This is a genomic window from Janthinobacterium sp. 67 (assembly GCF_002797895.1).
Taxonomy (GTDB): Bacteria; Pseudomonadota; Gammaproteobacteria; order Burkholderiales; family Burkholderiaceae_D; genus Janthinobacterium.
Window position 1 is genome coordinate 2,341,590 of the sequence record NZ_PGES01000001.1, and the last position, 12,810, is coordinate 2,354,399.

The following is a 12,810-nucleotide window of genomic DNA, read 5'->3' on the forward strand; positions in this document are numbered from 1 at the left end:
TTAAAAAAATCCGCCTTGCGGCGGATTGTGTCCAGCAGCTTATTCGAATGGGTGGCGCAGCACGATCGTTTCTTCACGATCCGGACCGGTCGAAACCATGTCCACCGGTACGCCGACCAGTTCTTCGATGCGCTTGATGTAAGCGCGGGCCGTTGCCGGCAGGGCCGCCAGCGATTTCGCGCCGACCGTGCTTTCCGTCCAGCCTGGCATCTCTTCGTACACCGGCACGCAACGGGCGGCTTCTTCGGCGCCAGATGGGAAGATGTCCGTGGCCACGCCGTCGATGGTGTAGCCGGTGCACAGCTTCAGCGTTTCGATACCGTCCAGCACATCCAGCTTGGTCAGGCACATGCCCGTCACGCCGTTGATCTGCACAGAGCGGCGCAGCAAGGCGGCGTCGAACCAGCCGCAGCGGCGGGCACGGCCCGTCACGGTGCCGAATTCGTGGCCGACTTGCGCCAGGTGGTGGCCGACGCCCGCATCCGTTGGCAGTTCCGAAGGGAACGGGCCGGAACCGACGCGCGTCGTGTAAGCCTTGGTGATGCCCATGATGTAGTGCAGCATGCCAGGACCGACACCCGAACCGGCGGCGGCATTGCCGGCCACGCAGTTCGACGAGGTGACGAACGGGTAGGTGCCGTGGTCGACGTCGAGCAGGGAACCCTGCGCGCCTTCGAACAGCAGGTTCGCGCCGGCCTTGTGCGCCTTGTACAGCGCGCTCGACACGTCGGTCACCATCGGACGCAGGCGCGGCACATAGGCCAGCGCGTCGTCGAGGGTCTTCTGATAGTCGACCTTCGGCGCCTTCAGGTAGTTTTCCAGCACGAAGTTGTGGTAATCGAGGTTTTCGGCCAGCTTTTCGGCAAAGCGCTTCTCGTTCAGCAGGTCGGCGATACGGATCGCGCGGCGCGCCACTTTGTCTTCGTAGGCCGGGCCGATGCCCTTGCCTGTGGTGCCGATCTTTGCATCGCCACGCTTGGCTTCACGCGCCAGGTCGATCGCGGTGTGGTAAGGCAGGATCACGGGCGCCGCGTCCGACACTTTCAGGCGCGAGGCGACTTCGACGCCGACGGCTTCGAGCTTGTCGATTTCGCGCAACACGTCCGGCACGGAAACGACCACGCCGTTACCGATGTAGCAGGCGACGCCTGGACGCATGATGCCCGACGGGATCAGCTGCAGCGCGGTTTTGACGCCGCCGATGACCAGCGTGTGGCCTGCATTGTGGCCGCCCTGGAAGCGCACCACACCCTGGGCGTGATCGGTCAACCAGTCGACGATCTTGCCTTTACCTTCATCGCCCCATTGGGTGCCGATGACAACGACGTTCTTTGCCATAATTTTCTTTGACATCACTTAACCTAAGTTTTTAAGAATCCAGCTACTACCATTATCGGCAAGTACCAGCACGCGATCGCACTCGAACTCGTCTTGTTCATTACTGTGACCCGGCATACTCTGGATCACGACCTCGCCCGCCTTGCGCAACTCGGCGATTTTTTCCTTCAATTCTGGCGCGCTGCCCCATGGGGCGCGGATCGAATGCTTCCGTTCCGCCGTTGGCAACAAGCGCGCCAGTTCGCGCAAATCGAGCGAGAAGCCGGTCGCGGGACGTGCCCGGCCGAACGCTTCGCCGACGTGGTCATAACGGCCGCCGCGCGCAACCGCGTTCGGCAAGCCAGGTACATACAGCGCAAACATCGCGCCACTTTCATATTGGTAGCCGCGCAGGTCGGCCAGGTCGATCGCCACTTCGGCGCGGCCCAGCGCGGATCCTGCCAGCGCGGCCAGTTCGGCCAGCGCCTTCAGCACGCCCGGCAGCGGCGGCAGCACTTCGCGCGCACGCGCCAGCACATCGATGTCGCCATACAGGTTCGGCAAGGCCAAGAGCGCATCGCGCGTGACGGCATCGTAGGATGCGGTCAGGGCGCGCAGGCCCGGCGCATCTTTCGCGCGCAGCAGGGTGTACAGCGCAGCTTCGTCGCGCACGGCGGCGGCGTCTTGCGCAATGATAGCGCGCAACAGGCCGACGTGCGACAAATCCAGGCGGACGCTATCGAAACCGGCCAGCGCCAGCGAGGCGAGCGCCAGTTCCTGGATCTCGGCATCGGCTTCCAGGCCGGCGTGGCCATAGATTTCGGCGCCGATCTGCAGCGGCTCGCGGGTGGCGTGCAAACCCGACGGACGGGTATGCAGCACGCTGCCGGCGTAGCACAGGCGGGTCACGGTGGCACGGTTCAGCAGGTGGGCGTCGATGCGCGCCACTTGCGTCGTCATGTCGGCGCGCAGGCCGAGCATGCGGCCAGACAGCTGGTCGACCAGTTTGAACGTGCGCAGGTCGGTATCCTTGCCAGCGCCGGTCATCAGCGATTCCAGATACTCGAGCAGCGGCGGCATCACCAGTTCATATCCGTACAGACGGAAATTATCCAGCATGAGGCGGCGCAGCTCTTCGATCTTGCGCGCTTCCGACGGCAGAACATCGGCAATATTTTCGGGCAAAAGCCAATTCGGCATGAGGGAGCGAGATACGGAAGAAAGTTGAAAAAATGCATCATGCGAGGCAGCGGCGGGCGCGCCAGGCAAGAGGCCGAACCTGATATTTTACGCGAAAACACGGGCCTTTAGGGATAAGTTGTCCGAAACGCTGCCGCACAACCCTAAAAACACCGCATTTTACGCCTTCCCGCAACAGCCTGGCGGGCACAAAAAAACGGGGCCGGCAATGACGCCGGCCCCGCTCATGCTGCACCCGTCCTCGCGGCCGGGGGCAGTGTCGATGCCGCCTTACTTCTTGGCCGAACCGGCTGCGCCGCCGCCCTTGAAGTACTTGAAGAACTCCGAACTCGGATCGACCACCATCACGTCGCCCTTGTCCTTGAACGTGGCGCGGTAGGCTTCCAGGCTGCGATAGAACTTGTAGAACTCCGGATTCTTGCCAAACGCTTCCGCGTAGATCTGCGATGCCTTGGCGTCGCCCTCGCCGCGGATCTTCTCGGCTTCGCGGTACGCTTCGGCCAGGATCACCGTGCGCTGCTTGTCGGCGTCGGCGCGGATTTTCTCGGAGTCGGCCGAACCGGTCGAACGCAGCTCATTGGCCACGCGCACGCGCTCGGACTTCATGCGTTCGTACACGGAGTTGTTGATCTGCTCGACGTAGTCGACGCGTTTCAATCGCACGTCGACGATTTCCACGCCGATGGCCTTCGCTTCCGCCGACACCTTCGCCAGGATCGCTTCCATCACCTTGCCGCGCTGGCCCGAGATCACTTCGCGCACGGTGCGCTTGGTGATTTCATCGTTCAGCGCCGCCTTGACGATTTGCGACATGCGGTTGCGGGCCGGCTTCTCATCGCCGCCGAAGCTGCGGAAATACAGGCGCGGGTCGGCGATGCGCCATTTCACGTAGGCGTCGACGAGGATGTTCTTCTTCTCGGCCGTGATGAAGCGTTCCGGTTCCGGCGTGTCCAAAGTCAGGATGCGCTTGTCCAGGTACAGCACGTTCTGGAACGGCGGCGGCAGCTTGAAGTACAGGCCCGGCGTGCTGATGACTTCCTTGACTTCGCCGAGGGCGAAGACGACCGCATACTTACGCTGGTCGACCACGAACACGGTCGAGGACAAGAGCATGATCGCGATAAAGCCCGCGATCAGGGCGGCTACGATACGGTTCATTAGCGGCTCTCCCGTTCACGCGAAGAGCGGCTGTCGCGGCGCTGATTGACTTCTACTGTCGGCATGGCTTCCTGTGGCAAAACGGTGTTGGCTGCGGGTGTCGCGGCAGCACGGGCGGCTGCAGCGGCAGCGTCGGTGGCGGCCGTCTGGGCGATCAGCTTGTCGAGCGGCAGGTACAGCAGATTGCTGCCCGTCTTCGCGTCGACCATGACCTTGCTGGCACTGCTGAACACCTGCTGCATCGTTTCGAGGTACATGCGGTCGCGCGTGACGACCGGCGCCTTCTGGTACTCGACCAGCACCTGCTTGAAGCGCGAAGCATTACCGGCCGCGTTCTCGGTCACCAGCGCGCTGTACGCTGCGGCTTCCTCCATCAGGCGGAATGCGGCGCCGCGGGCTTTCGGAATGACGTCGTTGGCGTAGGCCTGGCCTTCATTCTTCTGGCGTTCGCGGTCCTGGCCTGCCTTGACGGCATCGTCGAAGGCGGCTTGCACCTGCTCCGGCGGCTGCACGGCCTGCATCGTCACGTTGGTGATGACGGCGCCGACCTTGTAGCGGTCGAGAATCTGTTGCATCAGCTGCTGCGTATCGTAGGCCACCTTTTCGCGGCCTTCGTACAGCACGAAGTCCATCTTGCTGCGGCCGACCACTTCGCGGATCGCCGTTTCGGCGACCTGGCGCAAGGTGTCTTCCTGGTCGCGTGTGTTGAACAGCCACGCCACGGGATCTTTCAGGGTGTACTGCACCGCGAACTGGATGTCGATGATGTTTTCATCGTCCGTCAGCATCAGCGATTCGCTGGCCTGCTTGTTACGCAGCGACTGGCGGTAGCCCACTTCCACCGTGCGCACCTGCGACACGTTGACGGTTTCGTCGGTCTGGAACGGGTACGGCCAGCGCCAGTTGAAACCGGCCGGCGTGGTGTGGCTGTACTTGCCGAACGTCAGCACGACGCCGTTCTGGCCCTCCTGCACGATGAAGGCGCCGCTGGCGAGCCAGATGAAGACGGCGATCACGCCGACCACGCCGGCGGTGATGCCTGCGCCCTTCATGTCGGGACGCGGACCACCGCCACCACCGTTGTTATTGCCACCGTTGTCGGGACGGTTCTTCTGTCCGAAAAAGGCGTTCAGGCGCTGATTGAAATCGCGCCACAACTGATCGAGGTCCGGCGGACCTTCGCCGGGCTTTTTGCCTTCTTGGGCTTTCTTGCCGTCGTCCTTGCGATTGCCCCAGCGGGGATCGTTCAGGGACAACTTCAAGCCTGTTTTTTTGAGTAGGGAGACAAGCATAACTATCGTGTTCCGACTTGGGAGTGGGTGGAAATCCTATCGTCCTCGCCAGGCTCTTCGTCCTGGTCCGGGGCGGCGCCATCGTGCTGGTCGTACTGACCGTCAAACTGATCTTCCTGCGATGCTTCATCGTTCTGATACAGGTGGGCCGAACCGGGCGCCTTCCTGGCCATCTCGACGATCGCATCGCGCAGCAGGTCGAGCCCGCTGCCCTTCTGCGCACTGACGAACACGCGACTGATCGTAGCATATTCGTCGCGCTCCACCGAAGGCTCCAGCCCGGCCGCATCGATCTTGTTCCACACGAGGATTTGCGGAATATGATCAGCGCCGATCTCTTTCAAGACCAGGTTGACCTGCTCGATCTGCTCCATGCGCACCGGCGACGCGGCGTCGACGACGTGCAGCAGCAAATCGGCATGGATGGTTTCTTCGAGCGTGGCGCGGAAGGCGGCCACCAGCTGATGCGGCAACTCGCGCACGAAGCCGACCGTGTCGGAGATCACCACGTTGCCCACTTCCTGGCCCAGGTAAACCCGGCGCGAGGTGGTGTCGAGCGTGGCGAACAACTGGTCGGCGACATACACGCCGGCCTTGGTCACGGCATTGAACAGGGTCGACTTGCCGGCATTGGTATAGCCGACCAGGGACACCGAGAATGTGTGATTGCGGCCGCGCGCGCGGCGCTGCGTTTCGCGCTGCTTGTGCAGCTTTTCCAGACGTGCGCGCAAGGCCTTGACGCGCTCGCCGATCAGCCGGCGGTCGGTCTCGAGCTGCGTCTCGCCGGGACCGCGCAAGCCGATCCCGCCCTTTTGCCGCTCAAGGTGGGTCCAGCCGCGGATCAGGCGCGTGGCCAGATGTTGCAGCTGGGCCAGCTCGACTTGCAGCTTGCCCTCGTGGCTCTTGGCGCGCTGCGCGAAGATGTCGAGAATCAGGCTGGTACGGTCGAGCACCCGCACATTCAGGCGCTTTTCCAGATTGCGCTGCTGGGCAGGCGAGAGGGCGTGGTTGAAGATGACGATTTCCAGGCCATCGTTGACGACGACGTCGCCAATTTCATCGGCCTTGCCGCTGCCGACGAAATACGCGGAATCGGGACTGGAACGCTTGGCCGTGATGGTGGAAATCGGGTCCGCGCCAGCAGAACGCGACAACAGCATGAGTTCCTCCATGCTGGCGGCGAAGTCGCTGTGACCGAAGTCAACCCCGACTAGTGCCGCGCGCATGATGGCATCTGATGAGTTGCGGCGAACGCCGACGCCGATGCAAACGCATCAGCGCCGCTGGCGCGGACGGGGGTGATGGACGGTGAAAGGCGCTGGGCCGTCAAGCTCAACGCTTTACTCCGCTTCAGATTCAATATTGAGATTGACGGCACGGGCCGGCACCACTGTCGAGATGGCATGCTTGTACACCATCTGGGTCACCGTATTGCGCAGCAATACGACATATTGATCGAACGATTCGATATGGCCCTGCAATTTAATGCCATTGACCAAGTAGATCGAGACAGGAACATGCTCTTTGCGTAATGCATTGAGGAATGGGTCTTGTAACAGTTGCCCTTTGTTGCTCATAACAGCTCCGTTGTTTATGTTGTTGTGTAAGAATTGGAGGCGACTCGCTTGATTTCAAGTGCTCTCACACCTTTCAAATAAAGAAAGATGCGTCATAGCTACTGTAACCTGTTTTCGCGATCGCTGTCGCGCATGGCGCATTAACACTTTATTATTTTCGTGCAAACAGCCATTAAATCGCTGTCGGCGCCGCATTATCTCCGCGGCGCCTTAATATGCACTTAATTCAGCATTTAAAACATTACTTGCTTGGCGTGCGTGCAAACGGGTTTTTACCCGTGCGCAGCTCGATGCGCAATGGCGTGCCGACCAGCGCAAACGTATCGCGGAAATGTTTTTCCAGATAGCGCTTGTACGGGTCGCCGACGGCGTCGAGCGCATTGCCGTGAATAACGATCACAGGCGGGTTCATGCCGCCCTGGTGGGCATAGCGCAGCTTCGGACGGATCGACCCCTTGCGGCGCGGCTCCTGCTTCTCCACGGCCTCGATCAGGGCGCGCGTCAGCTTCGGCGTCGACAGGTCGCACATGGCGGCCGCATACGCGGCGTTGAGCGACTTCATCAGCGGACCGATGTTGGTGCCCTTCAGCGCCGAAATGAAATGCATCTGCGCGAACGACAGGAAATCGAGCTTGCGGTCGATATCGATCTTGATTTCGTCGCGCTGGTGCGACTGCAGGCCATCCCATTTATTCACGGCCACGACCAGCGCGCGGCCCGATTCCAGGATGAAGCCGGCGATGTGCGCGTCCTGCTCCGAGATATCCTGCTGCGCGTCGAGCATCAGCACGACCACATTGGCTTCGGAAATCGACTGCAGCGTCTTCACCACCGAGAATTTCTCGATCGCTTCAAACACCTTGCCGCGGCGGCGGATACCGGCCGTGTCGATCAGGGTGTATTGCTGGCCATCGCGCTCGAACGGGATTTCGATCGAATCGCGCGTCGTGCCCGGCATGTCGAAGGCGATCACGCGCTCTTCGCCCAGCAGGGTGTTGATCAAGGTCGACTTGCCCACGTTCGGACGGCCGACGAGGGCGATCTTGATGCCGCGGTCGGTCTTTTCCAGCTCTTCAGGCTCATCCGGACGCTGCGCGAACGCCAGGTCCAGCATCACTTCGACGAGGTCGTTGACGCCGTCGCCGTGCGCCGACGAGATCGCATACGGATCGCCCATGCCCAATTCATAGAATTCGGACACGACGGCCGTATAGCGCATGCCTTCGCTTTTATTGACCACCAGCAAGACCGGACGGCCGCTCTTGCGCAGGAAGTCGACGATGGTCTTGTCATGCGGGGTCAGGCCTTGACGGCCGTCCACGATGAACACCACCACGTCGGCCTCGGCCACGGCCTGCTTGGTCTGCAGTGCCATCTGGTGCATGATGCCTTCCTTGGCGACGGGTTCGAAACCACCCGTATCGATGACGAGGAAGGGACGTTCGCCGACACGGCCTTCGCCATAGTGACGATCGCGCGTCAACCCAGGCAAATCCGCCACCAGCGCATCGCGCGAGCGGGTCAGACGATTGAATAAAGTCGATTTCCCAACATTGGGTCGACCTACTAGTGCAATTACCGGCTTCATTGTATTACTCGACCGCGAGAGCGGTCACTGTCCCTGATTGGGTTTGAAAAATCAAATTCGAACCGGCAACAACGGGAGCCGAAACAATCGGGCTGCCGTCGGTGCTGACACGACCTATTAATGCGCCATCTTCCCGTGACAGGAAGTGGATGTAACCTTGATAATCGCCGACGGCGACGCTGCGGCCGTAGGAGGCCGGCGTCGACAGGCGGCGGCGCGCCAGCGCCTCGTTCTTCCAGGCGCTCTGGCCGCCTTCGCGGCTGAATGCCACCACGCCGCCCTGATCATCGGCGACAAACACGAAACGCTGGTCGACGGCCACGCCCACATCGGACGAGATCGGCTTGGTCCAGCGCGGCACGCCCGTGGTAGCGTCGAAGCAGCCCGCCTTGCCCTGGTAGGTGACGGCGCATACTTCGCCTTCGTACACCACCGGCGTGCCGGCGATATCGGAGACGCGCTCGAGTTCGGTGGCGCCGCGCGGTTCGCTGACGACGATCTCCCAGCGTACCACACCGGTGGCCGCCGTCAGCGCCAGTAGCTTGCCGCCAGGCTGGGCCACGTAGATGTTCGCGCCGCCCAGCACCATGCCCGGCGCATTGCGCAGGGTCAATGCCGGCGTGGCGCGCTGCACCGTCCACTTGCGCTCGCCCGTCTTGGCGTCAAAGCCGACGATGCGGTTGTCGACGCTGCGCACGACGACCACGCCCTGCCCCACGACGGGCGCCGTCAATACTTCGCTGGACGCTTGCGCCTTCCACAGCTGCTTGCCATCGGCATCGAATGCCAGCACGGCGCCCTTGGCCGCACCAACGGCCACGACCGTGCCATCGCTGCCGGCGCCGGACGTGATGTCGCTGCCAACCTTGACGCGCCACGTTTCACGGCCGCTGGCCGCATCGAGGCGCGCCAGCGCGCCATCGGCGCTGACCACGTACAGGCTGCTGCCGGCCAGCGCAGGCGTGAACGCGTACACGCCCGCCTTGCCGATCGAATACTTCCAGGCGTCGCGCACGGCGATGCTCGATTTTAACTCGACCAGCTTGGCCGGCTCGACTTTCGGATCCTTCGAAGCGAACGGGTTCCAGGACGAGCAACCTGCCATCAGGGCCAACAGACTTGCAGCTACCAGCTTTTCAGTGACACGCATAAGTGTTATCCAACCTTTTTCTTGTACTTGTAAGGGCAAGGCAGGCGGCGTACAACGCCGCGCCGCACAACCATCAGTGTTCCTGTCAGGCGGCAGCCTTGTCGGCCTTGGCCTTGTCTTCCGGCACCGTACCGCCGATGGCTTCCAGTTTGACCTGGATCAGTTGACGGCCTGGATTGTTCTTGTCCGTCGCGGCTATCGCGGCCAGGTAAGCCGTGCGGGCATCGGCCAGCTTGTTTTGCGCCACCAGGATGTCGCCCTTGCGGTCGGCCACGGCGCCGGCAAATTGCGCCACGGAAGCCGTTGCCAGCACTTTCAGCGCTTCATCGTAGGCTTTTTCATCCAGCAGGACGCCGGCCAGGCGCAGCTTGGCGATGGCCTTGTACTCTTCCGTGCCATGCTCGGCCACCCACTGCAGCTGGGTCTTGGCCGTTTTCAGGTCGTTCGCGTCGAACGCCACCTTGGCCGCGGCCAGGGCGCTCATCTGCGCATACGCCGTGCCGCTGAAACGCGACTGCATGTCGCCGGCCGCGCGCATCACCTTGGCCGTGTCCTTGGCGGCGATGGCGTTTTGCAGTTCGTCGTACAGCTGGCCCGCTTGCGCAGCCTGCGTGCGCTGGTAGTACTGCCAGCCGGCCCAGCCGCTGTAGCCTGCCAGCGCCACGATCAGGACCCAGGAGGTCAGATTGCCATTGCGCTGCCACCAGGCCTTGAGGGTTGCCAGTTGTTCTTGTTCTTCGTGATCGTATGCCATGGGTCGTCAGTTTTAATGAGTAGTTGATCGAGGGTAGAACGGTCTTGCTGCAAATCAGTGGTGGTGATGCACGTGGCCGCCAGGACCGTGGTCATGGCCGCAATCGTGGTCGCCGATGATCTGGTCCACCACGTAATCGACGACATCGTCGAACGGCACCGTGTTCTGCTGCGCGCCGGCATCGGCTTCGCGCATGGCTTTCACCGTCGCGACGCTGTTGGCGATTTCATCGTCGCCCAGGATCACGGCAAACGCCGCGCCGCTGGCATCGGCCTTTTTCATTTGCGTCTTGAAGCTGCCGCCACCGTTGCTCGCTGCGCAATGTAGCACAACGTCCAGGCCCGCATCGCGAATCCGCTCGGCCAGCACGAACGCTTGCAAGCCTGCCTGCTCGCCCTGGTGCACCAGGTAGACGTCGCATTGGGCTGGCTGTTCCGGCTCGGCCGCGTCCTTCATCAGCAGCACCAGGCGCTCGACGCCCATGCCGAAACCGACGGCCGGCGTCGATTTGCCGCCAAACATTTCCACCATGCCGTCATAGCGGCCGCCGGCGCAGACCGTGCCTTGTGCGCCCAGCTTGTCGCTGACCCACTCGAACACCGTGCGGTTGTAGTAATCGAGGCCGCGCACCAGGCGTGGATTGATGGTGAACGGAATGTTGTTGTGGTTCAGGATATTCTGCACGCCGTGGAAGTGGGCCAGCGATTCCTCGCCCAGGTACTCGAGCAGCTTCGGCGCGCCATTGACCAGGTCCTGCATGGCAGGGTTCTTGGTGTCGAGGATGCGCAGCGGATTGCTGTGCAGGCGGCGCTTGGCTTCTTCGTCGAGCAGCTCGCTGTGGCTTTCCAGGTAGGCGATCAGGTCGGCGCGGTGGCGCAGGCGCTCGGCCGCGTCGCCGATCGAGTTCAGTTCCAGGCGGATGCCTTCCAGGCCCAGGTCATCCCACAGGCGGCGGGTCATCATGATCAGCTCGGCGTCGATATCCGGGCCCGTAAAGCCGATGGCTTCCGCGCCGAACTGGTGGAACTGGCGGTAGCGACCTTTCTGTGGACGCTCGTGGCGGAACATCTGGCCCTTGTACCACAGGCGTTTCGGGCCTTCGTAGACGAGGTTGTGCTCGACCACGGCGCGCACCACGCCAGCCGTGCCCTCAGGACGCAGGGTCAGGTTGTCGCCGTTCATCGAATCGATGAACGAATACATTTCCTTTTCCACGATATCGGTCACGGCGCCGATGGCGCGCGCGAACAATTTCGTTTCTTCCACGATCGGCGTGCGGATCTGCTGGAAGCCGTAGCTTTGCAGCACGGATTGCGCCGTGTTTTCAAACAATTCCCACAGCGGGGCGTCAACGGGCAGGATATCGTTCATGCCTTTGACGGCGGTAATCTTATCTGCTTTTTTATTTTCGGACATAGTGTTCTTCTTTGCTTTAACTGTGGCGTCGGATTACGCGCGTGGCGCTAATCCGACCTACGCGGCAACCGGCGCGGTCTTGCCATAATGGCTTTTAACATAATTGAGGACGATGTCCTGGAATTCCTCGACGATGCGTTCGCCGCGCAGGGTGACGACTTTTTCGCCGTCGACAAACACGGGCGCGGCCGGCGACTCGCCCGTGCCGGGCAGGCTGATGCCGATGTTCGCATGCTTCGATTCGCCGGGACCGTTGACGATGCAGCCCATGACGGCCACGTTCATCGCTTCCACGCCCGGATACGATTTTTTCCATTCCGGCATCTGCTCGCGCAGATACGTCTGGATATTGTCGGCCAGTTCCTGGAAGGTGGTCGACGTCGTGCGGCCGCAGCCGGGGCAGGCGATGACCATGGGCGCGAACTTGCGCAAGCCCATGGTTTGCAGGATTTCCTGGCCGACGATGACTTCGCGCGTGCGGTCGCCGCCCGGTTCGGGCGTGAGCGAAATGCGGATGGTGTCGCCGATGCCTTCCTGCAGCAGCACGGCCAGGGCCGCCGTCGAAGCGACGATGCCCTTGCTGCCCATGCCCGCTTCCGTCAGGCCCAGGTGCAGCGGATAGTCGCAGCGCCGGGCCAGTTCACGGTACACGGCGATCAGATCCTGCACGCCCGAGACCTTGCACGACAGGATGATCTTGTCGCGGCCCAGGCCCAGTTCTTCGGCGCGCACGGCGTTTTCAATGGCCGACGTCACCAGCGCTTCATACATGACGGCTTGCGCCGGCCACGGTTCGGTTCGGCCCGCGTTTTCGTCCATGATGCGGGCCAGCAAGGCTTGATCGAGGCTGCCCCAGTTCACGCCGATGCGCACCGGCTTGTCGTAGCGACACGCCGCTTCGATCATTTGCGCAAATTGCGTGTCGCGCTTGGCGCCCTTGCCCACGTTGCCCGGATTGATGCGGTACTTCGACAGCGCGCGCGCGCAATCGGGGTAGTCGTTGAGCAGGGTATGGCCGTTGTAATGGAAATCGCCCACCAGCGGCACGTCGATGTCCATCTTGTCGAGCTGCTCGCGGATGTACGGGACGGCCGCGGCCGCTTCCGGACGGTCCACCGTCAGGCGCACCAGTTCCGAACCGGCACGCGCCAGTTCCTTGATCTGGATCGCCGTGCCGATGGCGTCGGCCGTATCCGTGTTCGTCATCGACTGCACCACCACGGGGGCGTCGCCGCCCACCCAGATCTGGCGCTGGCCGTGCGCGATCAGCACCTTGCGGCTGTCGCGGCGGCCGGATGGACCGGAGCCGATCGCTGTTTTCGAGGTAGCCATAATATTATCTTCTGAGTTTGCTTGAA

At 62.2% G+C, this 12,810-nt stretch carries 11 protein-coding genes; all 11 read right to left on the reverse strand.

Annotated features, from left to right (window positions below):
• Positions 1–39: 39 nt before the first annotated feature.
• The 11 genes from CLU90_RS10570 to ispG all read right to left on the reverse strand — a co-directional run bounded on the left by CLU90_RS10570 (position 40) and on the right by ispG (position 12,784).
• Complete coding sequence (locus tag CLU90_RS10570; protein ID WP_034752021.1) at positions 40–1,353, reverse strand: adenylosuccinate synthase; 1,314 nt, start codon at positions 1,351–1,353, stop codon at positions 40–42.
• Between the two features lie 3 nt (positions 1,354–1,356).
• Positions 1,357–2,517: an ATP phosphoribosyltransferase regulatory subunit gene (locus tag CLU90_RS10575; RefSeq protein WP_035820702.1), complete on the reverse strand. Its 1,161-nt coding sequence runs from the start codon at positions 2,515–2,517 to the stop codon at positions 1,357–1,359.
• 270 nt (positions 2,518–2,787) lie between these two features.
• Complete coding sequence (gene hflC / locus CLU90_RS10580) at positions 2,788–3,675, reverse strand: protease modulator HflC (protein ID WP_034752023.1); 888 nt, start codon at positions 3,673–3,675, stop codon at positions 2,788–2,790.
• The gene (gene hflK / locus CLU90_RS10585) at positions 3,675–4,967 is read right to left on the reverse strand and encodes an FtsH protease activity modulator HflK (protein ID WP_092710295.1); all 1,293 of its coding nucleotides are present in this window, start codon (positions 4,965–4,967) and stop codon (positions 3,675–3,677) included. Before hflK ends, hflC begins: the two co-directional genes overlap by 1 nt.
• Positions 4,968–4,969: 2 nt before the next feature.
• Entirely contained in the window at positions 4,970–6,193 is a 1,224-nt protein-coding gene (hflX, locus tag CLU90_RS10590) for a GTPase HflX (protein ID WP_100427893.1), read from the reverse strand.
• 114 nt (positions 6,194–6,307) lie between these two features.
• The gene (hfq, locus tag CLU90_RS10595) at positions 6,308–6,544 is read right to left on the reverse strand and encodes an RNA chaperone Hfq (protein WP_008450615.1); all 237 of its coding nucleotides are present in this window, start codon (positions 6,542–6,544) and stop codon (positions 6,308–6,310) included.
• Positions 6,545–6,785: 241 nt separating this feature from the next.
• Positions 6,786–8,132, reverse strand: a complete 1,347-nt coding sequence (gene der, locus CLU90_RS10600) for a ribosome biogenesis GTPase Der (protein WP_070221915.1) — start codon at positions 8,130–8,132, stop codon at positions 6,786–6,788.
• 4 nt (positions 8,133–8,136) lie between these two features.
• Complete coding sequence (gene bamB / locus CLU90_RS10605; protein WP_100427894.1) at positions 8,137–9,282, reverse strand: outer membrane protein assembly factor BamB; 1,146 nt, start codon at positions 9,280–9,282, stop codon at positions 8,137–8,139.
• An 85-nt stretch (positions 9,283–9,367) separates the two neighbouring features.
• A complete protein-coding gene (locus tag CLU90_RS10610; protein ID WP_092710303.1) occupies positions 9,368–10,036 on the reverse strand; it encodes a YfgM family protein in 669 nt (222 codons plus the stop codon).
• 54 nt (positions 10,037–10,090) lie between these two features.
• Entirely contained in the window at positions 10,091–11,452 is a 1,362-nt protein-coding gene (gene hisS / locus CLU90_RS10615) for a histidine--tRNA ligase (protein WP_100427895.1), read from the reverse strand.
• Positions 11,453–11,509: 57 nt separating this feature from the next.
• Positions 11,510–12,784, reverse strand: coding sequence for a flavodoxin-dependent (E)-4-hydroxy-3-methylbut-2-enyl-diphosphate synthase (gene ispG / locus CLU90_RS10620; RefSeq protein ID WP_100427896.1), 1,275 nt, complete (start codon positions 12,782–12,784; stop codon positions 11,510–11,512).
• Positions 12,785–12,810 lie beyond the last annotated feature (26 nt).

What these genes read in the sequence shown, in the direction of transcription:
- hflK (WP_092710295.1), bottom strand. Translation starts at nt 4,967, where the DNA reads ATGCTTGTCTCCCTACTCAAAAAAACAGGCTTGAAGTTGTCCCTGAAC.
- CLU90_RS10575 (WP_035820702.1), bottom strand. Translation starts at nt 2,517, where the DNA reads ATGCCGAATTGGCTTTTGCCCGAAAATATTGCCGATGTTCTGCCGTCG.
- hflC (WP_034752023.1), bottom strand. Translation starts at nt 3,675, where the DNA reads ATGAACCGTATCGTAGCCGCCCTGATCGCGGGCTTTATCGCGATCATG.
- hflX (WP_100427893.1), bottom strand. Translation starts at nt 6,193, where the DNA reads ATGCGCGCGGCACTAGTCGGGGTTGACTTCGGTCACAGCGACTTCGCC.
- hfq (WP_008450615.1), bottom strand. Translation starts at nt 6,544, where the DNA reads ATGAGCAACAAAGGGCAACTGTTACAAGACCCATTCCTCAATGCATTA.
- CLU90_RS10610 (WP_092710303.1), bottom strand. Translation starts at nt 10,036, where the DNA reads ATGGCATACGATCACGAAGAACAAGAACAACTGGCAACCCTCAAGGCC.
- CLU90_RS10570 (WP_034752021.1), bottom strand. Translation starts at nt 1,353, where the DNA reads ATGTCAAAGAAAATTATGGCAAAGAACGTCGTTGTCATCGGCACCCAA.
- bamB (WP_100427894.1), bottom strand. Translation starts at nt 9,282, where the DNA reads ATGCGTGTCACTGAAAAGCTGGTAGCTGCAAGTCTGTTGGCCCTGATG.
- hisS (WP_100427895.1), bottom strand. Translation starts at nt 11,452, where the DNA reads ATGTCCGAAAATAAAAAAGCAGATAAGATTACCGCCGTCAAAGGCATG.
- ispG (WP_100427896.1), bottom strand. Translation starts at nt 12,784, where the DNA reads ATGGCTACCTCGAAAACAGCGATCGGCTCCGGTCCATCCGGCCGCCGC.
- der (WP_070221915.1), bottom strand. Translation starts at nt 8,132, where the DNA reads ATGAAGCCGGTAATTGCACTAGTAGGTCGACCCAATGTTGGGAAATCG.